The 20,577-nt window shown below is 58.1% G+C and carries 21 protein-coding genes, 2 tRNA genes and 1 rRNA gene; all 24 read left to right on the top strand.

Going from position 1 to position 20,577, the window contains the following annotated elements; genetic code table 11:
- Positions 1–64: ribosomal RNA gene (locus GX181_04565) — 16S ribosomal RNA — on the top strand; the annotation flags it as partial.
- Between the two features lie 52 nt (positions 65–116).
- A tRNA-Ile gene (locus tag GX181_04560) sits at positions 117–193 on the top strand.
- A 22-nt stretch (positions 194–215) separates the two neighbouring features.
- A tRNA-Ala gene (locus GX181_04555) sits at positions 216–290 on the top strand.
- Between the two features lie 128 nt (positions 291–418).
- Positions 419–2,089 carry a type II/IV secretion system protein gene (locus GX181_04550; protein NLM71221.1) on the top strand — a complete coding sequence of 557 codons (1,671 nt, stop codon included), beginning with the start codon at positions 419–421 and terminating at the stop codon, positions 2,087–2,089.
- A gap of 19 nt (positions 2,090–2,108) precedes the next feature.
- Positions 2,109–3,176: a type IV pilus twitching motility protein PilT gene (locus GX181_04545; protein NLM71220.1), complete on the top strand. Its 1,068-nt coding sequence runs from the start codon at positions 2,109–2,111 to the stop codon at positions 3,174–3,176.
- Positions 3,177–3,269: 93 nt separating this feature from the next.
- Complete coding sequence (locus GX181_04540; GenBank protein ID NLM71219.1) at positions 3,270–4,508, top strand: type II secretion system F family protein; 1,239 nt, start codon at positions 3,270–3,272, stop codon at positions 4,506–4,508.
- Between the two features lie 247 nt (positions 4,509–4,755).
- Positions 4,756–5,187: a prepilin-type N-terminal cleavage/methylation domain-containing protein gene (locus GX181_04535; protein ID NLM71218.1), complete on the top strand. Its 432-nt coding sequence runs from the start codon at positions 4,756–4,758 to the stop codon at positions 5,185–5,187.
- Positions 5,188–5,271: 84 nt separating this feature from the next.
- Complete coding sequence (locus GX181_04530) at positions 5,272–5,724, top strand: prepilin-type N-terminal cleavage/methylation domain-containing protein (protein NLM71217.1); 453 nt, start codon at positions 5,272–5,274, stop codon at positions 5,722–5,724.
- Positions 5,725–5,822: 98 nt separating this feature from the next.
- Positions 5,823–6,188 (top strand): prepilin-type N-terminal cleavage/methylation domain-containing protein, encoded by a 366-nt coding sequence (locus GX181_04525; protein ID NLM71216.1) that lies wholly within the window; start codon positions 5,823–5,825, stop codon positions 6,186–6,188.
- A 2-nt stretch (positions 6,189–6,190) separates the two neighbouring features.
- A complete protein-coding gene (locus tag GX181_04520) occupies positions 6,191–7,129 on the top strand; it encodes a type II secretion system protein (GenBank protein NLM71215.1) in 939 nt (312 codons plus the stop codon).
- A gap of 14 nt (positions 7,130–7,143) precedes the next feature.
- Positions 7,144–7,695 carry a hypothetical protein gene (locus GX181_04515; GenBank protein ID NLM71214.1) on the top strand — a complete coding sequence of 184 codons (552 nt, stop codon included), beginning with the start codon at positions 7,144–7,146 and terminating at the stop codon, positions 7,693–7,695.
- A 192-nt stretch (positions 7,696–7,887) separates the two neighbouring features.
- Positions 7,888–11,136 (top strand): hypothetical protein, encoded by a 3,249-nt coding sequence (locus tag GX181_04510; protein ID NLM71213.1) that lies wholly within the window; start codon positions 7,888–7,890, stop codon positions 11,134–11,136.
- 82 nt (positions 11,137–11,218) lie between these two features.
- Entirely contained in the window at positions 11,219–12,163 is a 945-nt protein-coding gene (locus tag GX181_04505; protein ID NLM71212.1) for a pilus assembly protein PilM, read from the top strand.
- A complete protein-coding gene (locus GX181_04500) occupies positions 12,160–12,765 on the top strand; it encodes a PilN domain-containing protein (GenBank protein NLM71211.1) in 606 nt (201 codons plus the stop codon). Before GX181_04505 ends, GX181_04500 begins: the two co-directional genes overlap by 4 nt.
- Positions 12,758–13,252 carry a hypothetical protein gene (locus GX181_04495; GenBank protein ID NLM71210.1) on the top strand — a complete coding sequence of 165 codons (495 nt, stop codon included), beginning with the start codon at positions 12,758–12,760 and terminating at the stop codon, positions 13,250–13,252. Before GX181_04500 ends, GX181_04495 begins: the two co-directional genes overlap by 8 nt.
- A gap of 9 nt (positions 13,253–13,261) precedes the next feature.
- The gene (locus GX181_04490) at positions 13,262–13,861 is read left to right on the top strand and encodes a hypothetical protein (protein NLM71209.1); all 600 of its coding nucleotides are present in this window, start codon (positions 13,262–13,264) and stop codon (positions 13,859–13,861) included.
- 13 nt (positions 13,862–13,874) lie between these two features.
- Positions 13,875–15,611 carry a secretion protein gene (locus GX181_04485; GenBank protein NLM71208.1) on the top strand — a complete coding sequence of 579 codons (1,737 nt, stop codon included), beginning with the start codon at positions 13,875–13,877 and terminating at the stop codon, positions 15,609–15,611.
- Positions 15,612–15,683: 72 nt separating this feature from the next.
- The gene (efp, locus tag GX181_04480; protein ID NLM71207.1) at positions 15,684–16,256 is read left to right on the top strand and encodes an elongation factor P; all 573 of its coding nucleotides are present in this window, start codon (positions 15,684–15,686) and stop codon (positions 16,254–16,256) included.
- Between the two features lie 22 nt (positions 16,257–16,278).
- The gene (locus GX181_04475) at positions 16,279–16,716 is read left to right on the top strand and encodes a hypothetical protein (protein NLM71206.1); all 438 of its coding nucleotides are present in this window, start codon (positions 16,279–16,281) and stop codon (positions 16,714–16,716) included.
- Positions 16,717–16,752: 36 nt separating this feature from the next.
- Complete coding sequence (locus GX181_04470) at positions 16,753–17,289, top strand: Asp23/Gls24 family envelope stress response protein (protein ID NLM71205.1); 537 nt, start codon at positions 16,753–16,755, stop codon at positions 17,287–17,289.
- A gap of 180 nt (positions 17,290–17,469) precedes the next feature.
- Complete coding sequence (locus GX181_04465) at positions 17,470–17,883, top strand: hypothetical protein (protein NLM71204.1); 414 nt, start codon at positions 17,470–17,472, stop codon at positions 17,881–17,883.
- 4 nt (positions 17,884–17,887) lie between these two features.
- Entirely contained in the window at positions 17,888–18,343 is a 456-nt protein-coding gene (gene nusB / locus GX181_04460) for a transcription antitermination factor NusB (GenBank protein ID NLM71203.1), read from the top strand.
- Positions 18,321–19,556: an exodeoxyribonuclease VII large subunit gene (gene xseA, locus GX181_04455; GenBank protein NLM71202.1), complete on the top strand. Its 1,236-nt coding sequence runs from the start codon at positions 18,321–18,323 to the stop codon at positions 19,554–19,556. The genes nusB and xseA overlap by 23 nt, the downstream gene beginning before the upstream one ends.
- Entirely contained in the window at positions 19,556–20,572 is a 1,017-nt protein-coding gene (gene mtnA, locus GX181_04450; GenBank protein ID NLM71201.1) for an S-methyl-5-thioribose-1-phosphate isomerase, read from the top strand. The genes xseA and mtnA overlap by 1 nt, the downstream gene beginning before the upstream one ends.
- Positions 20,573–20,577: the final 5 nt, after the last annotated feature.

Raw genomic sequence — 20,577 nt, 5'->3', positions numbered from 1 at the left:
GGGTGAAGTCGTAACAAGGTAGCCGTACCGGAAGGTGCGGCTGGATCACCTCCTTTCTAAGGAACGAAGGAACAGAGACAAACACTCGCTCGGATCTGCGCACTGTGTTATTCAAAGGGCCGATAGCTCAGTTGGTTAGAGCACGCGGCTGATAACCGCGAGGTCGGAGGTTCGAATCCCCCTCGGCCCACCATTTTCACCAATGCAGCAAAAACGGGGATGTAGCTCAGCGGGAGAGCGCCTGCCTTGCACGCAGGAAGTCGTCGGTTCGAATCCGATCATCTCCACCAGTTATTCCAGCGGAGTCTTTTCCGCTCTCCTCCCGGAGAGCGGTTTTTTTGTCTTTTTATTGTTTAATTCATCCCGATGGGATATCATCCTTCTTGCAGCACAAGTGTCGACACAAAGGGGAGTTAATATGGCAAAGATGCCCAGACTTGGTGATCTCCTGGTGCAATCAGGCTCGATCACCGAGAACCAGTTGCAGGAAGCTTTAAAAGAGCAGAAGCGCACAGGACTAAAACTGGGGCAGCTGCTCTTGTCAAACAACGTCATAACAGAGGGCAACCTCCTGGAGACCCTGGCGAACCAGTTGAAACTCCACATCTACACCCTGTCGCGGTACCGTCCCATGACAGAGGCCCTTAGAATGGTGCCTCACGCCGTGGCCAAAAGGCTTCAGCTAGTACCGCTGGCCGTCGAGGACGAAAACGTGCTTCTCGTCGCGATGGCCGATCCGCTGGACGTCCTGGCCCAGGACGAGGTCAGGATGATCTCCGGCATGGAGATCCGCATCGGCATAGTCTCCGCCTCGGAGCTAGAGATGAACCTCGAGCGGTTTTACACCATACAGGAAACCCTGGAAGGCGCCAGCGTCGAGTTCATGGAAAGCGCTGAAGAAGAGACGAGCGTGATGACCGCCGCTACCAGCTCCCCGGACGACGCCCCCGTGGTTCAGCTTGTCAACAACGTCATAGAGCAAGCCGTCAGGGAGCACTGCTCGGACATTCACATAGAGCCGTTCGAGAGAAGCGCCCGAGTTCGTTACAGGATCGACGGGGCCCTCTACAACGCGCTCGACTACCAGAAAGTCCTCCATCCGGCACTGACGTCGCGTCTCAAGATCATGTCCGGCATGGACATCTCGGAGAGGCGCAGGCCGCAGGACGGGCGCATCCTGATAAAGATCCTGGGGCGCAGGGTCGACCTCCGAGTCTCCTCCCTCCCGACCGTCTACGGAGAGAAGATAGTCATACGAATACTCGACCAGGAGAAGGCCATGGTCGGCCTTAAAAGGCTCGGCCTGGAGGAGGACGACAAGGAGAAGCTGGACTACATCTGCGAGGCGCCGAACGGGGTGGTGTTGGTCACCGGCCCGACGGGAAGCGGAAAGTCCACTACCCTCTACTCGATACTGGAGCAGATCAACAGGCCCGAGGTCAACATAATCACAGTTGAGGACCCGGTTGAGTACTCCATGTACGGAATAAGCCAGGTCCAGGTGAACGAGAGGGCGGGGCTGACCTTCGAGTCCACCCTTCGCTCGATTCTGAGGCAGGACCCGGACAAGATTATGGTGGGCGAGATCCGCGACGGCCTTACGGCACAACTGGCGATACGAGCCGCACTTACCGGACACCTCGTGCTCTCCACCCTGCACACGAACGACGCCCCCAGCGCCCCTATCCGGCTCTCCGACATGGGGATAGCCCCGTTCCTGGTGTCATCCTCCCTGATCGCCATCATAGCCCAGCGGCTGGTCCGCGCCCTCTGCCCCTCGTGCAAGGAGGAGTACCTTATCCCCGACCCGGTATGCGCGACGCTCGGCCTTCCCGCCGGCACAAAAGGCTTCAAGCCGGTGGGCTGCAACGACTGCCGCGGCCTCGGCTACAGGGGCAGGCAGGGGATTTTCGAGATACTCGTAGTCACCGAATCGATCCGCGAGCTGATAGTCAACGGCGCAAGCGCGGACGTAATACGCAAAGAGGCTATAAGACTGGGCATGAAAACGCTGAGGGAGGCGGGAGTGCAAAAAGTGGCATCCGGCGTTACCAGCGTTGAAGATGTGATGAGCATCACTTTTGCATGACGAAAGGAGAGGAGCTCTTTTGCGCATCGACGACCTTTTGACGAAGGCCGGAGAACTCGACGCAAGCGATCTTCACCTCAGCGAGGGACTGCAGCCTGCCTTCCGTGTGGACGGGAAGATCGACCAGCATCCCGAGTATCCATCACTCTCCGCGGAGGACATGGAAAACGTGCTTGAATCTCTGCTCCTGCCGCCGGAGATCGGCAGGTTCAAGAAGAGCAAGGAGCACGACTTCAGCTTCACCTATCGCTCGCCGGACGGCAAGGAGTTGCGCTTTCGAGGCAACGCCTACTACGAATCGGGGAGGATGGGCATCGCCCTCCGGCTGATACCGATGCGCGTGCGCACCTTGGAAGAGCTGAAACTGCCCCCCGTCCTCGCCCGGATCACCGAGCAGAGAAGGGGCCTCTTCCTGGTGACCGGCCCCACCGGGCACGGAAAGAGCTCCACCCTCGCCGCCCTCGTCCAGATGATCAACTGCACCCGCAAGGAGCACATAATCACGATCGAGGACCCGATCGAGTACATCTTCAAGTCCGAAAAGTGCATAGTGCACCAACGTCACGTCGGCATAGACACGGACAGCTTCGCCGAGGCGCTCAAGCGCGCCCTGCGGCAGGACCCCGACGTGATACTGATAGGCGAGATGAGGGACCTCGAGACTGTCGCCGCCGCGATCACGGCCGCCGAGACAGGGCACCTTGTCATGGGCACTCTTCACACCCAGGACGCCGCCCAGTCGATCGACAGGATAATAGACGTATTCCCTCCCCACCAGCAGCAGCAGATACGCATACAGCTGGCCTCCATAATAATCGGTATATGCTCTCAACAGCTTCTGCCCCTGTCCACCGGCGGAAGGGGTGTCGCCACGGAGATACTCCTCGCCAACGCCGCGGTGCGCAACTGCATAAAGGAGGGCAAGACAAACCAGATAAAGACCCTCATCCAGACGGGGACAAGCATAGGCATGCAGACGATGGAGCAGTCCTTGGCCGACCTGGTGAACCAAGGCGTGATGCACCTCGGCACCGCCATGGAGTACGCCTACGACCCGAACGACCTTAAGAGGTTGCTCTATGCCTAAAACAGCGCCCCTACACTTGCGCGTCCGAATAACCGATAGTATCATGATACCGTTTGACGGTACCCACAGCTCCTAAAGATCGCGGAGGTAGAGATGGACTTTACGTACAAGGCGCGCGCCGCCGACGGCAGGATAGTCGAGGGAGTCCTCTCCGGCTCCGGCCAGGACGACGTCGTCGGCCAGCTTCGCCGGCAGGGCCTGTTCCCGATTAAGATAGAGATAAGCGCGGCAAGGGCGGCGAAGAGGGCAGCACCTTCCTCCGGCGGCTCCTCCCTGATGCACTGGATAAACATGCACAGATCCATCCCCCTTCGCGACATGGTAATCTTCTTCCGTCAGCTCAGCGCCATGATAAACGCCGGGGTGACCCTGGGCAACGCCCTTGACATCCTCTCCGAACAGACAAGAAGCGTGCGCCTGGCGGAGTCCATCCGACAGGTCCGGGCCGGCATAGACTCCGGCCACTCCTTCAGCGAGGGAATGAGGGGCAGAAGCGAGTTCAGCACCCTCATGGTGGCGATGATAGCCGCCGGAGAGGAGGGCGGCGTGCTTGACAAGAGCATCGAGCGCCTCGCCATCTTCCTGGACAAGCAGGACGAGCTTCGAAAAAAAATCGTTTCGGCCGTCACTTACCCCACGGCGGTCATACTCTTCGCCCTCGTCATACTCTACATACTCGTCACGGTGGTAATGCCCAAATTCTCCAAGGTCTTCGAGGGCATGAACGTCGAGCTTCCCGCTATGACAGTCGCCGTCTTCAAGTTTTCGAACTGGATGACGAACTTCTGGTACATCCCGGCGGTGACGATTCTTCTGATCATGCTGATCATCGGCTGGATGAACAAGAACAAGACCACCCGCCCGATCGTCGACAGTGCAAAAATCCGCCTTCCCCTGGTCGGCGACATCGTATTCAAGGGCATAATGGCCCGCTCGAACAGGACTCTGTCCTCCCTCGTGGAGTCCGGTGTGCCGATACTGCGCGCGCTGGAGATGACCGCCGAGGTCTCGGACAACGCCGTCATCGCCAAGGGCTACGAGACCATGCGCGACGCGGCTCGCAAGGGAGGATCGCTGGGCGACACGGCGAAGAACATAAAGGCCTTCCCGATAATGATCTCGCACATGATGAAGGTCGGCGAGGAGACCGGAAGGCTGGAGGAGATGCTCTCCAAGGTGGCGGACTGGTTCGAGACCGAACTGGAGGAGAAGATCAAGCAGCTCACCTCCATACTAGAGCCCCTCCTGATAATCTTCGTCGGAGGGATAGTCGCCATCGTCGCCCTGGCCATCTTCACCCCCATAGTCACGGCGATCCAGGAGATGATGTAGGACACACCGAACTCATTGTAGTGCGATAAATATTGTTCTACTTACCTCGATGTGATATAATTCGTCAGTTGATATTCTCTAAATTCCAAAAGAGGAGGAGATACGCGTCCGGACGCTCTTAACGATGAGGACAGACTTCTGCATCAGAGTCCATTCCCTCAGTCTTCCGAGGCCGTTGCGGCAAGCGGCGAAATTGTTAACCTATGTTCTGATTTTTATGCCTGACAAAATAAAGGGAGGTAGTATCATGAAAAAAATGCTCAAGAGACGTTCAGGATTCACCCTTGTGGAGCTGCTGATAGTCATCATAATCATCGGCATCCTGGCAGGCGCCATGCTCCTGGTGGCGGGAAGCGGCACCGACTCAGCCGAGGCGACGAAGATCATCAGCGATCTGCGGAGCCTGAAGGCAGCGGCTCTGATGTTCATGGCCGACAATGCGGCGAACGACGCTCCTGATATTGATGACCTTGTGGACTACATGGATAAGGATGTCGGCACAGGATACGAAGTGGATACAGATACAGAGGAAGGTCAGTGGTGGGTCGGCAAGACAGGTATTACGGGAGGAGTCTCAACCAAACTCGCGCCCAAGGCAGGAGATCTCGGCCTGTTTGTTGAACCAGGAGGTGATGCGTTCGCCGATGGTGACGATGAAGCCTGGATGCGCGCCAAGTAGTCGCTGGTCCTTTACTGGCCGGGGCGCAAGCCCCGGCCTATATCACAATTGCCTGCACCATAAGAACGCAGGAGGTGTGTCCCGATGAGGACTAATGATGGAGTCATGCGCAGGAAGGGGTTCACCCTGGTCGAGCTGCTGATAGTCATCATCATAATCGGCATCCTCGCGGGAGCGATGCTGCTCGTCATGGGCAGCGGGACGGACTCGGCCGAGGCCACCAAGATAGTGAGCGACCTTCGCAGCCTGAAGTCCGCCGCTCTTCTATACTACGGCGACCATCACAAGCAGGAGCAGGCGCCGACGACCGACGACCTTAAGAAGTACATGGACAAAGAGGAGACCGTGGCCGATAACTACACGACCGTAACAGTGTCCGCCGATTCTTGGTGGGTGGCCAACAGCGATGAAAACAAGATACCTTCGGGCGTCGGACAGAAGCTCAAGGATAGGCAGAAGGAGGCGGGCCTGTACGCGGGCCCCACCGAGAGCCAGCCCTACGAGGGAGGCTCATACGTCTACATGAGGTTGCGGTAGCTATCAAGAGGGCGGCCGCTGGCGGCAACTATCTCCGACCGCCCCCTCTCAACATGAATACAAACATCGGAGGCACCATGAACAGAGGACTGTTTCCCATGTTAAAGATAAATACGTCGCGCAGGCGCGGCGTCTCCCTCGTGGAGACGATAATTGCGCTGCTCATACTGTCCATAGGCATCATGGCTATAGCAGCCGTTCCGATTATGACGACTAAGCTGGCGCTTGGCGCAATACGCAACGAGAATGCCATATCAATCGGCATGAGGGAGCTCGACTCACTTGAGGCGGATTCCAGGGCGACCATCCCCGAACATGATGTGCCCACCGACTATTCCGTGTTCGAGCTAAAATCGTCGAAGCAGGACCATGTCGGGAGAGTGACAATATCATGGCCGGAGGGGTCGGTCACCCTGAGACGCTCGTTGAGCGACCACTCCAGTGCAATTCGAAAGGGGCGGTAAGAGTGAGGGGCACGAACCGCCGCGGTGCATTCACCCTGGTCGAACTGCTGATCGCGATTATTATCACAGGTTTTGTCATGGCCGCCGCGATGGCCCTCTTGTTCTCCGTGTTCAAGAGCTACGAGGTCAACCAGGATATCTCCTCCGCCAAGCAACGCGGGTTGATCGCGCTGGCTGCGATCCAACCATTTGCCCATAGCGCCGGGCTCGGCCTTCCACCCGACGGGAATCCGTTCGACCAGCAGGCTTTCCACCGTTCGTTCGACCCGGGGCTTGGGGTGGTCATGCCGCTGTTTCCATCCGGCGCGGTGGAGAATCGCTTCACAAGCTTCGTACAGCTGGCCGAGGACAATGAAACATGCCTGCTAAGCGAAACCGAGGCACCGGCGTTGTGGATGGTATACGCGGTGGCGAGCGGAGTGGGGACAAAACAAGGTGCCGGTTTCAAGGCGAATGAAGAATACGAGATTCAGCTTTCCGGACCCCTGCCTCCCGCATTCTTCAGCCCTGGCGACAAGGACTCTCTGAAGTCCTGGGCTCTTTTTCCCTCGGCCCAGTCGCCACTCTTCCTGGATAAATTCCAAGAGGCAGGGGGTAAGAACATTATCGAGGGAAAAGTATATAACGACATAGACGTCCTGCCCTTCGACCAGCTCTACCGCATGGCGGCCGCCAAGATCAAGGTAAATAACGAGACCCTGACGATCGACCGCCTCGACGGATCGGGGGCTCAACCCGTTGTCGACGGAATTGCGGGGCTTTGGTGCGAATTCGACCGATCCACCAGGCTCCTGACAGTCTCGGTCCTTGCCAGGGCTGACACAAGGCGCGAGCCGGGGATTCAGGGGCAAGTCGACGGATGGCCCTCTGCGGCGCCCGGGATTGAAGACGATGCCTACCGCCATGCAGTGGTTGCGCGGACGTGGAGGATACGAAACTGATGAACACCATCAATATGAGATCAAGAAAGGGCATGGCCCTCGCTCTCTCCCTCATCGTGCTCCTGGTGGCCGGGATGATAGTTGGAGTATCCCTGTACTTGACGGAGAATTTGGCCGCTGTCTCGATGATGAAGAGCAAGGACGAGCTCCTCATGAACGCAGCGCTGGCAGGAATCGAACAGGGCAAGATATGGCTTGCGGACAGCTTCAAGGCGTCCAAGGGTCAGTTCCCGCGAAGGGGTTTCTCCTCCCTTGAGCAGGCCCATCTGTCGGACCCCGTCATCGAGCCGCTTTTAGCGAAATACGCCTCCAATGCTGCTCGTATAGAAGGGACCTTCGAGGACATACCATACTTGGCTGCAGTCTACGACGTCAACATAGACCAGACCAGGAATCTCGACCTCGACTCGCTCTCCTTCACGGAGAACTCCCCTCCCTTCCGGGTGCACAAGGATGATGATGGCTACTCTTCCATCGATGCCTATCGCTATTTCATAAAGAGCACTGCCACGATGGACGGAAGAGAGATGACAGTTGAGCAGTTTGTTGTTGTGGATTATGAATGACTTTGGAATAGAGAACATAATGCCGAACAGGCGCCGGGAGGGATGGAAATGAAAGCGAAGAGGATCTTGTCCGGAGAGTTGCGGATAACAATGGTGTTCATCCTTGTGCTTGCGGGGTTGGTTTTCTGTTCCCCCGCGAATGGAGAGCTGCCGCCCTTCCCGAAGGACTCCAAGCCCCTTGTGTCGCCCAACGTGCTGATGCTGATAGACAACAGCGGATCCATGACCAAATCGGATTTGATAACCAACGTCAAGGAGGAGGCAACGTACGGCGATGGCTCCTCTCCTCATACTGACAGCAAAGATAATATTTTATACAATTATTTCGGGAAAGATGTGTATCCCGCCAACAACAGAGTCGCCCTCGGCCCGGACGGCGAGGTAGACTACAACTACCATCCGCGCCTTGTCTATATCCCGCAGAAGTTTATAACCCAGATGGAGACGGAAATACAACAAAAGGTCAGAAATGGCTGGCCAAACTATAATTTAAGCGATAGATTCGCCAGCTATAATGCCGGTGCCGGCGACCTGTCGCCTGACGAGATCGCCGAGATGCACGAAAAAGAGAATGGATATTATAGTATATACAAGTACCCGAACGACAGCAGGATGTACATACTGAAGAACGTGATGTGGAGACTGCTCCATGATGAGGCCATATTCGGCGGCCTTCGCATAGCTTTCGCTGCCTATCACCATAAGTATGCGTCCAGTATGGAGAAAGCCTCGGGGAACTACGTCGATTTAAATGCGAGCGGCAGTGGTAGGAATAAAAAGTGGGATTGGACTAAATCGGTTGAGCTCTACTGGAACTACAGCGGCGTGTCCAACAGGGGAATGCTGCTGGAGCCGTTCAGATTGGCAACCGCAGATCCTGATTATTTCGATGACTACACATCGACATATGGCAATCACATCGATAACCTGCGCGAGTGGTTCAGCGGAGAGAATGTCGCCGGACGAGCTCTTCCTGAGACTGAATACAGCGGCCAAAATATAGTAAGGGAGTTCCGCGCCGATACTTGGACTCCTCTGGCCAATTCGATATACGATACAGGACAAAATGCCAGCTCCGCACTGCAGTATTTCAATGCCAAAGACGTGATCACGGACTACTGTCAACAGAACTGGCTGATCGCTCTTACAGACGGCGAGGATAATTACGAAAATCGTATTTTCAATGACGTTCCCAAAGCCGTCGAAAACCTGTGCAAGCAGACCGTCGGCAACAATTCGGCCAACCAGAAGATCAAGGCCTTTATCATAGGCTTCGTCAATCCCGACAAACAGGGACAGCAAAACCTAGTCAATACACTCAATAATGCGGCGAAAAAGGGCGGTACGGAAAAGGCCTATTTTGCCGCGAACATGGAGCAGCTATTCACCGCCCTGCGGCAGATATTCTCCGAGATCCAGGAGGCGGCCGGCATAACGGGAGGGTCGCCCATGATCGCGCCGCCGAGCGGCCCGGAGGAGGAGTCGGTTGTATACCTGCCGAGCCACGATCCAATGAATGGTCGGCAGTGGAAGGGATATTTCCGGAAAAATGTGCGCAAGACCAGGGAGAACGGAGATTCTTACTACGAGGAGGCCTGGGAGGCCTCGAAGGAGCTGGACGAGAAGTCCTGGAATTCCAGGAGTATCTACACTGCATACCAGGGTCTCACGGCGATATTTAACAACCTTTGCGAGTTCAAGGGTGATAAAGCCTCCGCCCTGCGCACTACTATCGGTCTCAAGGATAATTCCACGACAAAAGATTTCATAAACTGGCTTAGAGGAGAGAACGTCTACGAACTGGATACGATCAACAGCTACGAGGTCCACAAATTATACGACATAAACCACAGCGGCATCTCTTACGTGGGATCGCCCATCGGCGGGGTCCTCGGTGAGGAGTATGCCTCGTTCAGGAACAGCTGGAAGGGCCGTCGCCCCCTTGTGTATGTCCAGTCCAATGCCGGAATGCTCCACGCGTTCGACGACAAATCCGGGGAGGAGATCTTCGCCTTCATCCCGCCGAACGTGCTCTCCGAGGGCAGGCTGGCAGGGCTCAGGGTCAAGGACGGCAAGTACAGCGACAACGAGACCTCGTACTCAAGGTATCTGTTGAACGGCCCGTTGGCTACAGAGGACGTGCATCTTTCGGGCGGATACAGGACTTTGCTTCTAGGGCTTTTGGGCCCCGGAGGGCCGGGATTCTACGCTATGGACGTGACGAACCCGTCGTCGCCCTCGATGCTCTGGGCGATAGAGAACTCCATTTACGAGACAGGTGCCGACGAGCCAAAAATGGCGGAGGACGCCAACGAATGGAAGGTCTTGCGCTGGAAAAAATCCTCCGGGCAGACACTCTTCGACTCCTATGCTCATACGGCCCTGGACGGGCACGAATACGACTATCGCCTACTTCGCCGTACGATAAGCAAGCCTGCCATCGGCAGGGTGCGCCTCGGTAGCACGACCCCCGACTGGAAATGGATTTTTCTGATGGGCAGTGGCTTCGCAGGATCCATTTCCGGGGACAAGTCTCCCGGAGGGGCTCTATTTGCAGGAAACGTGGAGGATGGCTCGATAATTCAGAGATTCGCAGCGGAAGCCCCCGTCACCTCCCACGTGATCGCTGTGAGGGACAAGTACGACTCCTATGGAGAGCTCAAAGATATAGTCGCGGGGGACAGCTCCGGCACTGTCTATAAAGCGGACTTGTCCGATGTAAATAGCGGGAATTGGAAGATGTCGGCGGTCTTGAAGTTCCCCGGCGGGAAAGCTGGAGGCATCTTCAGGGGATTGAACGCTTTCCACATCGACGGGAAACTATGGCTCTGCGCCGGTAGCGGCGAGGTCATGGAGTTCATAGAAAAGGAGACCTCTAGCGACTCCAACTACTTTGCCGCTGTGAATATCACGACCCCGAAGGAGACGCCCTACCTGCCATCGGATCTGGATAAGTTGTCGGCTAATGACGGGGCGGACGACGGTTCATACGAGGTCAATCCACAAAGGACCGGTTGGTATCTTGAACTGGAGTCCAAGGAAAAATCCGATGACCGGGAGGTCATGGCCACCACCCCGCTGCTTTACAGAAATCGCTACGTTATCTTTTTTACTTTCATTCCCGATTCAAGCGATAAGTGCGCCGAAAACGGTGATTCCAGGTTGTACATGCTAAATTTGAAGACAGGCGCGGCACCGGAGAGCTGGGGAAAGAAGTACAAGGAGTTCAAGGGGATCAAGGTCACCGGGGCGGCCCTGTTGGGCGACAACCTGGCAGTCAGCGCAACCCTTTTAAAATCAAAGCCCGGCCTCGACGAGGACGAGGGGTTGAGAGAGAGTATTCTCGAAGGGGAAATCCCAAATCTGCACGAAAACGAAGAGATAGACCTTCAAGACACGTGGGAGTTTGAGATGACCCCCGCTTTCTGGAGGGCTCGTTGAGGGTGACGATTTAAACCCTTTTATTGAAAGTGATGATACAATTCGATAGTCGGTAGCTGCATTGATGAAGGGAAGTGGACATATGGTCGCTTCGGCGCTGTTCAGGAAGCAGACAAACAAGGCGGGCTTGGCGCTGCATGAGGACGACCTAAGGTATCTCGAGGTCGAGGGCGGCCTCTCCAACCTCAAGGTCGTGAATAAACTGTCGCTCCCCTCCGGGGGGAAGGGCGTGAAGAAGAACTCCCTGGCGAACGCCGGGGAGCTGCTTGCACCCCTGCAGGCCCTTGGCTCGAGGATCGGCGGCTTCAAAACGCCTGTGGCTCTTTCTCTTCCCTCCCGCGACATCCTTATAAGGGTCGTAGACCTTCCGGAATTGGAGATGGACGACGCGCGCGAGGCGCTGCAGTGGGATTTCGAGAAGTACTTCCCCTATTCGTTCTCCGACGCGGCGGTGGACATAGCCAAGGTGGATAACCCGATGAAGGGCGAGCCGGGCATGATGTCTGTGCTTGTGGCGGCCTGCAAGCTGCGCACTGTCGAATCGGTCATGCGCCTTGCCGAAACGGTGAAGATGCCGCTTGACACGATCGAACCGGAGAACGTCGCCATGTTCAGGTCGTTCATCGGCCCGACCCTGTCCTTCCCCGCGGGCTACCTGGCGGTTTTCACCGGCCCTTCCGCAAGCCAGCTGATACTGGGCTACAGGGACAACGGCATCCTCTACAGGACCTCTCTCGTCGACATCATGCCCATGGAGGATGGCGAGATGGATTTCACTCCTCTCGTCAGGGAGATTTCAAACACTTTAACCTTCGCCAAGAACCAGTACAGGGACCTTTTGGTGGAGAGTATCATCCTGGGCGGCAGCTTCGCCGGCGAGGGGGAGCTGAAGGACGTGATCGCAGAGACCAGCGGGATCAAGGTGATGACAGCGGATCCGTGGGGCAGTTGGGGGCTGCCCTTTCCCCGTGACGATGCGCTGAACTGGGATGCCGCCGTGGGGCTGGCGGTGCGGGGGCTATCATGAGGGTTTCGCTGGATCTTCGCCCAAGAGAAGTAGTTGCGGCGCAGAAAAAGCAGCTGAACGTGGGCCGTTTGCTGATCGTCCTCTTCATGGTCACGTTTTTTCTGATCGGCTCGGTCACGATCGCTCGCACGGGGCTTCTCTTCCGGTCGCTCAAGAGCTCCGTGACCTTCCTGGAGGACTCGCTGGCAGTGCTGAGAGCGCAGAACGCCCGGCTGGCCAACGAGCTTGTCCGCCTCTCGGAGGAGGAGGCGATCTACGTATCGGCCCTCAAGCTGCTCCAGGACGAGCTGCCCGCGCTGGAGTTAATCCAGGCGCTCGAGTCTTCGCTGCCGCTCGGAGTATGGATTCAGAACATCTCCATCCTTCCCGGCAGGGCGACCCTGCAGGGCAAGGCCTACAAGGAGGACGACGTAGTCGAGTTCGGCAAGGGGCTGCTGGACGCGACGGTCGTGAAGGCGGTGGATTTCCCCGTGACATCCAGGGCGACAAAGGGAGGGCAGTCGCTGGTCGATTTCTCGCTGGCCTGTTCGCTGCACGACTTCGAGACGGCCAATCCGCCGTCCGAGCTTTTCATGGAAGAGGAGGGCGAGCAGAGTGACTAGAAGGGACACGATCTTGTTTCTTATCATCCTTTTGATCTCCGTTGGAATGATCGCCGGCTCCTTCTTTCTTATGAAGAAGACGGAGGAGCTTCGCTCCGTGGAGAACAGCCTCCGGGTACAGAAGAAACAGACGGAGCTGCAGATAGACGAGAAGCTCCGCCAGATCGAGGTCTACAAGAAGGCGATCGCACGGCTGGAGAGGTACCAGATAGAGCTGCCCGAAAACGAGGTGGCCTTCTACTCCTGGGTTCAGCAGAAGCTCACCGACAACGGCCTGAGGAGCGACATGGTGAAGCCCTCCTCCTCCAAAGAGGGGCGTAACGGTGTCCAGGTGGATTTCCAGGGGCCTTACTACTCGTTCGTGAGGACTCTTTCCGACTGGCGCAATCTGAAGATCGCACTGAGGCTCTCCTCGGTTCGCATCGAGGCCATGGACGACGGGGGCGCCAAGGGCATCGCCATCGTCGAATCGGTCATAGTAAAGTAGGTGGGGCCGATGTTGGATACTATTGGACGAGAGTCATTCTGGAAAAAACTCCTGGCGGGAGAGGGCTCGTTTCGCAACCTGCGGACGGTGCTGATACTGATCTTCCTTGGGGGCACGGTCTTTTTCGGCTGGGGCTTCAAGAAAGTGGTGGACCTGTCTGCCGAGGCGGAGGTGAGAGCCAAGCCTCCGGCGAGCCAATCGCAGGAGGACAGCAAGAGGCTCGACAGCATCATCGACAGCTTCAGGACCTCCGTGGAGGCGAGGCACGGCAGCAAGGCGACGTCGGCATCCCTGGTCGATGGAAACAGGCAGCCCCTCGTCGCGACCAGGCCCTCCGCCAAAGGCGCGGCCTCAGCGGGCATAGTCGACGTTCCGCTGATAGAGCCTCTCGTCGTGGAGGCCCTGCCTCCGATAATGTTCGTCCGCGCGATCATGGTGGTCGGCAAGGAATCCATCGCCATCATGGACATAAACGGCGTCGGCAATGGTATCATTGTGAAGGCTGGATACTCATTCCTTGAAAAACAGGGGCGGATAGTGAAGATCACCCCGGAGAAAGTGACCGTCAGATGGGCGGGTAAGAACATCGATATCGCGCCCGGCTTTTAGGAGGGATTTTCGGATGAGGAGATCGTTGAGAGTCGCCGTTGTTCCATGTATCCTCGTTTTTCTTCTTTTCGCCTGTCTTGTGCCGGGCATATCCGACGCCGCCGAGGGGCCGACGGAGGAGCAGCTAAAGCTGCTGCCGCCGATCGGCGGCCTGACGGTTCAACAGCTGGGGTCGCACGAGGTCCTGCTCCTTCTTACGGGAGGGGGACTGCCCCGCCCGGAGATCACCGAGCGAACGAGCGATAGGATTACTTTCGTCGCGAGGCCCGCCTATCTCGCCTCGGGGCAGTGGGGCAGGCAGTACGACTACCCGCTGGTGCAGGGCGTTCAGGCGGAGCAGGTGAAGGACTCGGTCGTGTTCACGATCAGGACGAACAGCCCCCTGGAGCTGAAGAACATCGAGGGAGTCGCCCCGGCGAACAGGTTCGCCTTGCGTTTCGAGTCGACCGGGCATGCGGCGCGCGAGAGGGAGCAGCCGGCTCTCTACGAGCCGAAGCCCGCACCGCCGACCAACTACAACGATCCCTTCACTCGCACGACGCCGGTCACCTTCGACCTTCGCGACGTAGAGCTGAGAGACGTTTTCAGGATGCTGGGCGACTACGTGGGTATGAACATAGTCGCGGATCCTTCGGTGCCGAACACACTTGTCACGATGTCGCTGAAGGACGTGCCCCTCAACGAGGCCCTGGGCTACATCATGCGGATGTACGACATGGGGTACGCGATCATCGGCAGGACGATAATAGTCGGCTCGCCGGACAACATCGCGAAGACGACGGGGAAGCAGTCGACGAGGGCCTTCAAGGTCGCCTACGCCGACGTCAAGGCGGCGGGGGGCCTGGTCCAGAGTTTGGCAGGCGTCTCGAACATCGTGATGGACGAGAGGCTGCGCACGATCTACGTCACAAGCTCGCCGGAGCGGTTTCACGAGGTGGAGAGGGTGCTTCAGCAGGTGGACCATCCGGGGCGCCAGGTGATGCTCCAGGCCCGGATCATAGAGGTGACGGACTCCGGCCGAGACGAGCTTGAGACCCTTATCGACGCTGTGTACAGCCAGTGGTGGCTGAACTACAGCTCGGGAGGGCTTGGGCTCGGCTACCTATACACGGACGACCCGGACAACTACAAGCCGGGGGAGAACCGACCCGCGCCCGGCGTGGACGACGGGCTTGAGAACATAGCGAAGGGCGACCTGACGAAGATGCTGGACTTCGGCCTGAACGCCATCATATCCACGAACAAGGGCAAGGTCCTGGCCGACCCTTCGATCATCACGCTGGACGGCAAGAAGGCGACGATTAAACTGGTGGAGAACTACCCGTACATCTCCGAGCGCGACCAGGCGGGGAACCCGACATGGAGCGAGAAGGAGGTAGGGCCGATCCTGGAGTTCACCCCAACGGTCGGCAGGGATATGGTCGTCACGGTGGAGCTGAAGATTCAGACCGGGGAGATAATCGGCACCTACAAGGGTCAGGCGGGCGAGGAGTTCCCCCAGACGTCGAACCGGGAGGTGACGACGATGATCCGCGTCAGGGACGGAGAGCCATTCGTCGTCGGAGGCCTTCACAAGGACGTCAAGAGGTCGGAGCGAGGCAGGATTCCGGTGCTGAGCGACATCCCTCTCCTGGGAGAGCTCTTCAAGTACAGGAGGGACACGCGCGACAAGTCCGAGGTGGCGATGATCGTGATCCCGTATATCCTGACCACGCCGGACGGCCCGGTGGAGCAGTTCACTCTGAAATAGCTTTTTTCAACCGTTTCTTTTTTATGCTTATGGGCTCTGGGACGCCCTGGAGCTTTTTAGGAGGTAGAATATATGGCGCAGATTGTGGATACTTCGGACTTCTACTCAGGGATGAAGATCATGTGGCAGGACGGGATCTGGGAGGTCGTCGACTATCAGCATCATAAGATGGGGCGAGGGGGTGCTACGATCAGGACCAAGCTGAAGAACCTGGATACCGGCTCGATAGTGGAGAACTCCTTCCGCTCCGGCGAGAGGTTCGAGAGGGTGGTCTTCGACGACAAACCGGCGCAGTACAGCTACAGGGATGGGGAGGACTACGTCTTCATGGATCTCGCCACCTACGAGCAGCTCCATATATCGGCGGACATCCTGGGAGACGTCGTGAACTACCTGGTCGACGACATGGAGGTCCAGATAGAGTTCCACGAGGGGCGCATCATGGGAATAGAGATGCCGAAGAGCGTTGAACTCGAGGTGACGGACACACCTCCCAGCTTCAAGGGGGACACGGTTTCGGGCGGTGGAAAACCGGCGACCCTTCAGACGGGCCTGACGGTGACCGTACCGATTTTTATAAATGTCGGCGATACAGTGGTCGTCGATACGCGCACGGGGACATACCTGGAACGGGCGAAAAAATAATCATTGCAGGGAGGTCTACGAGATGAGCGCTCGGGAAAAGATAGCCTATCTCAAAGGGTTGCTCGACGGCGTGGCGCCGGACGAGAACGAAGGGCAGTGCAAGATTTTCGGGGCTGTTGTTGACGCGCTGGAAGCGCTCTCTCTTGAGGTTGCGGAGCACGACGAGCTGATTCAGGAGCAGCGTGCTCTCTACGATGACCTCGCGGATGACTGTGCCTTGTTGGACGAGGATTTGGACGCGCTCGAGAGGACTGTGGGGGAGCTCACGGGAGAGGACGAGTTCGAAATGGACGACGACGCCGAGTTCGAGGACGGTGAATTCGACGCGAACTACGTCTCAGTAACTTGTCCGCTCTGCGGTTACGTGTTTTACTATAGGCCGGACGAGTACGAGCTGGAGGAGAGCCTGGAGTGCCCGGGCTGCGGCGGCGTCTTCGAACAACCCGAAGAGCAGTCATAGTGATTATGAATTGAAGTTTGGAGGGGAGGCTGCGACATGGATGATCTGAACAAGAACCTGGAATCGGACGCTTTCGATGATGATTATGAATCCGAAGGGGTCTTCGAAGAAACGGTCGATTTCGAGGCGCCTTCCGAGGAGAGCGTCACGGGACTGGTTCATATTAGCGAGGATGTGCTGTCCGAGCTTGCGAAGAAGACTCTTGCCTCGATCGACGGGGTACAGCCGGCAAGTCCCGGCATAGCATCGAAGCTGGGGATCGGCAGAAAGTCAAGCGAGGGAGTGAGGGTCGTGCTGGAGGACGGCGCGCACCCGACCGCGAGCGTGGACGTCTATATCATGGTGAAGTTCGGCATCCGCATCCCGGACATGGCATGGGACGTCCAGGAGCAGATCAAGAAGAATATCGAGGAGTACACCGGGTACAAGGTCAAGGCGGTAAATGTGAACGTTCAGGGCATATACTTCAAGGAGCGGCCCGTGCAGGTCGAGGGCGCATCCGAGGAGGAGAGAAACGACGACAGGCAGTCGGAGGAGGAGGCGTCCGAGCCGGAACGCTCCACTCAGCCCTGAGTGAAGGGTCTATAAGGTGCGCGCTGAAGCGCGATTTTTGTCTTGAATATTTGAACCTTGAAAGGGGGCTCTCGATGATATGGAGCCCCTTTATGCGCAGAGGTGAAGTGAATGTATCTATTTTGGAAGCGAACGTCTCTTGGTACCATACAGATTTCGCAGGAGGGGATATGCGAGTTCGTGAGCTCGTATTGCGAAAAACCCTTCAAATGCACGCAGGCCACCCTCACCTCGGCGGACAACACTCTCTTTCTTGTCGTTACCAGACCGGCCTCTGTCGAACCATCGGCTATCAGCGAACTAGAGACAAGGCTTGGAGGCGCTTTTTCAGAGATTGGGTTCTCCGTGCGGATCTCTTGGGTGGAGACAACGAAGTCGGCCTTTGTGCCGGACGAGAAGCTTGTGTCGATAGTCAGCAAACCTCTGCTTTGGGCCATAGCCTTCGCGTTTTTGACGCTTCTTCTGAAGGAGGGGGTTTCGGCGCTGCTCTGGGCTCTCTTCTGGGGCTGCGTGATCATCTCGGGGTTCCTGTTTTTCAGGTCCTCCAAGGGCGCGGAGCTTTTGAGAAAACTAAGGAGCAGGGCGGGGAGGTAGTGAATTGAGCCGCGGGTTTTTACCTCAGAAGCGTCATCGATCACGCGAGATGGCGCTTCAGTTGTTGTATTCCCTCGACCTCCGTGAGAACCAGACTCCCGAACAGGCCTTCGAGCTCTATTTCTCAAACGATGACGAAGAGGTGGAGGGGTACGCGCGAATGCTGACGGCCGGCGCGTGGGAGAAACGCATGGAGATCGACTCGATCATCCGCGAGTTTGTGACGGGTTGGCGGCCAGAGCGAATGGTCGCAGTGGACCGAGCCGCGCTGCGGATGTGCATCTACGAGTGTTTGATCGTGAAGGCCGCGCCGGTGCCAGTGGCGATATCCGAGGCTGTCGAGCTCGTCAAGGTCTTCGGGACCGAGGAGTCCGGCAGGTTCGTCAATGGAGCGCTTGGCAGGATCGTCCGGAATTATGACCACGAGGGAGAGCACGATGGCGAAGACAATCCCGGTTGACGAGCTTACGTCGCGAATATCGTCCTTCTTTCTGAAGGACCCGCTGATGAAGTCGGTCGGAGTTCTCGGTGAGGTGAGCGAGCTTAAGAAGCACACGAGCGGGCACGTCTACTTCACTCTGCTGGGAGTGGAGAGCCGGATCTCCTGCGCCATGTTCAGGAGCTTCGCCATCCATATACCGAAGTGGCCTATTAACGGCGACGAGGTGATAGCAGAGGGATCTGTCTCTGTATATGCGCCCAGGGGCGCCTACCAGCTGCTGGTGAGGCGAATGGTCCCTGTCGGCAAGGGTGCCGCGGAGCGAGCCCGCCTGGAGCTTATGGCCAGGCTGGAGGCCGAGGGGCTTTTTTCGCCGGAGCTTAAGCGCCCCCTGCCACCGTACCCTGAAAAGGTAGCGGTGGTGACATCCGCGACGGGGGCGGCGCTGAGGGATGTGCTGGCGGTCGCGTCGAAGCGGATGCCCTCCTGCGAGATTGTCCTGATCCCGGCGGTCGTCCAGGGGTACGAGGCGCCAGAGTCGATAGTCGCCGCCCTCGCCCGGACGGGGCTGGTTCGGGATCTCGACTGCGTGCTGCTGGTGCGTGGAGGAGGAGCACGTGACGACCTTGCGCCCTTCGACGACGAGAGGGTGGTCAGGGCCGTCGGCGCGTCGGCCGTCCCATTGGTCACCGGGGTCGGGCACGAGATAGACGAGACCCTGTCGGACCTGGCGGCGGATCACAGTTCGCCCACCCCGTCGGCGGCGGCGGAGCTGGTCTTCCCGGACAGCCGATCGTTGCTTCGCCTCCTGTCTCACAGGTCCGACTCCGCCCGGTCTGCCCTCGAGCTGGCCTTTTCAAGGTCGCAGCGCTCGGTGGACTCGCTCTTCTCAAGGGCCTCAAGGGCGTTTGCAGGGTACGCGGCTGACTCGGAGTCGGCATTGAGGCTTTACGGGACCAGGCTGGGGGCGTCGATGGAGAGATCGCTCGCCGAGTCCGGAAACCGGCTGGGGGAATGCGCGGCCTCCCTCGACGGGCTCTCCCCCTTGAAGGCCCTGGGCAGAGGTTTTATCATGTGCGAGAAGGAGGGCGCACCCGTGCTGAGCGCCGCGGAGCTTCGCGAGAGGGACGAGCTGCGGCTGCGCTTCAGGGATGGCGAGGCGGAGGCGGAGATTCTCTCTTCGACCTTGTCCGGGAGCGCCCTCCCGGGCGACCCGGCGGATGGAGAAATATGATGCTTCTCCCGCCGATTGCATGGGTTGATAACCGTCTGCGCCTGCTCGACCAGAGGAAGATCCCCGTGTCGGTCGAGTACATGGATTGCGTCAGCGCCGAGGACGTCGCTAAAGCGATCGATACGCTCGCCGTCAGAGGGGCGCCTGCCATCGGAATCGCCGCGGCCTACGGTGTTGCGCTGGAGGCCCCCGGGGGGAGGGAGGCGGCTCTTGCGGCGGTGAAGCGCCTCGCCTCGACCCGCCCGACGGCGGTGAACCTCTTCTGGGCGTTGAAACGAATCGAGGATCGGATGGAGAAAACCCCCGACGATGAGCTCTTCGACGCCCTCTTAGCAGAGGCGTTCGCCATCCACAGGGAGGACCTGGAGGGCAACTTGTTCATGGGCAGGGCGGGGGCGGAACTGCTTCCGAAAGAGTGCGCGATCCTCACCCACTGCAACGCGGGAGCACTGGCCACGGGCGGACACGGCACGGCTCTGGGGGTCATCCGCTCCGCCAGGGACACAGGGAAGAGGGTCAAGGTGTATGCGTGCGAGACGAGGCCCCTTCTCCAGGGGGCGAGGCTCACGGTATGGGAGCTGATGCAGGACGGAATCGACGTCACCCTGGTATGCGATTCGATGTCCGGAGCGTTGATGAGGGAGGGGCGGATCGACGCTGTGATAGTCGGCGCGGACAGGATAGCCGCCAACGGAGACACGGCTAACAAGATAGGCACCTGCACCCACGCCGTTCTCGCGCGCCATTTCGGGGTTCCCTTCTATGTAGCCGCTCCCCTGAGCACCTTCGACCCGTCCATAGCCTCGGGCGACGCCATCCCGATCGAGGAGCGGGACGAAGACGAGGTCCGGAGACTGCCCTCGGGCGGGCTTCTGCCGGACGACTACTCGATCTGGAACCCGGCTTTCGATGTCACGGACGCGTCGCTGATAAGCGCGATCATCACGGACAAGGGCGTCGTCAGGCCCCCCTTCGAGGAGGGCATAGCCTCGTTACTATCCCGACAGGAGGAATAGCTTTT

The organism is Synergistaceae bacterium, assembly GCA_012521675.1.
In the GTDB taxonomy this organism is placed as follows: Bacteria; Synergistota; Synergistia; order Synergistales; family Aminobacteriaceae; genus JAAYLU01.
The sequence above is the reverse complement of the archived record's forward strand: the minus strand, read 5'-3'. Positions and strand labels throughout refer to the sequence as shown.

Coding starts and splice junctions, on each gene's coding strand:
- GX181_04550 (NLM71221.1), top strand. CDS start 419: ATGGCAAAGATGCCCAGACTTGGTGATCTCCTGGTGCAATCAGGCTCG.
- GX181_04540 (NLM71219.1), top strand. CDS start 3,270: ATGGACTTTACGTACAAGGCGCGCGCCGCCGACGGCAGGATAGTCGAG.
- GX181_04535 (NLM71218.1), top strand. CDS start 4,756: ATGAAAAAAATGCTCAAGAGACGTTCAGGATTCACCCTTGTGGAGCTG.
- GX181_04530 (NLM71217.1), top strand. CDS start 5,272: ATGAGGACTAATGATGGAGTCATGCGCAGGAAGGGGTTCACCCTGGTC.
- GX181_04525 (NLM71216.1), top strand. CDS start 5,823: ATGTTAAAGATAAATACGTCGCGCAGGCGCGGCGTCTCCCTCGTGGAG.
- GX181_04515 (NLM71214.1), top strand. CDS start 7,144: ATGAGATCAAGAAAGGGCATGGCCCTCGCTCTCTCCCTCATCGTGCTC.
- GX181_04505 (NLM71212.1), top strand. CDS start 11,219: ATGGTCGCTTCGGCGCTGTTCAGGAAGCAGACAAACAAGGCGGGCTTG.
- GX181_04500 (NLM71211.1), top strand. CDS start 12,160: ATGAGGGTTTCGCTGGATCTTCGCCCAAGAGAAGTAGTTGCGGCGCAG.
- GX181_04490 (NLM71209.1), top strand. CDS start 13,262: ATGTTGGATACTATTGGACGAGAGTCATTCTGGAAAAAACTCCTGGCG.
- GX181_04485 (NLM71208.1), top strand. CDS start 13,875: ATGAGGAGATCGTTGAGAGTCGCCGTTGTTCCATGTATCCTCGTTTTT.
- efp (NLM71207.1), top strand. CDS start 15,684: ATGGCGCAGATTGTGGATACTTCGGACTTCTACTCAGGGATGAAGATC.
- GX181_04475 (NLM71206.1), top strand. CDS start 16,279: ATGAGCGCTCGGGAAAAGATAGCCTATCTCAAAGGGTTGCTCGACGGC.
- GX181_04470 (NLM71205.1), top strand. CDS start 16,753: ATGGATGATCTGAACAAGAACCTGGAATCGGACGCTTTCGATGATGAT.
- xseA (NLM71202.1), top strand. CDS start 18,321: ATGGCGAAGACAATCCCGGTTGACGAGCTTACGTCGCGAATATCGTCC.
- mtnA (NLM71201.1), top strand. CDS start 19,556: ATGCTTCTCCCGCCGATTGCATGGGTTGATAACCGTCTGCGCCTGCTC.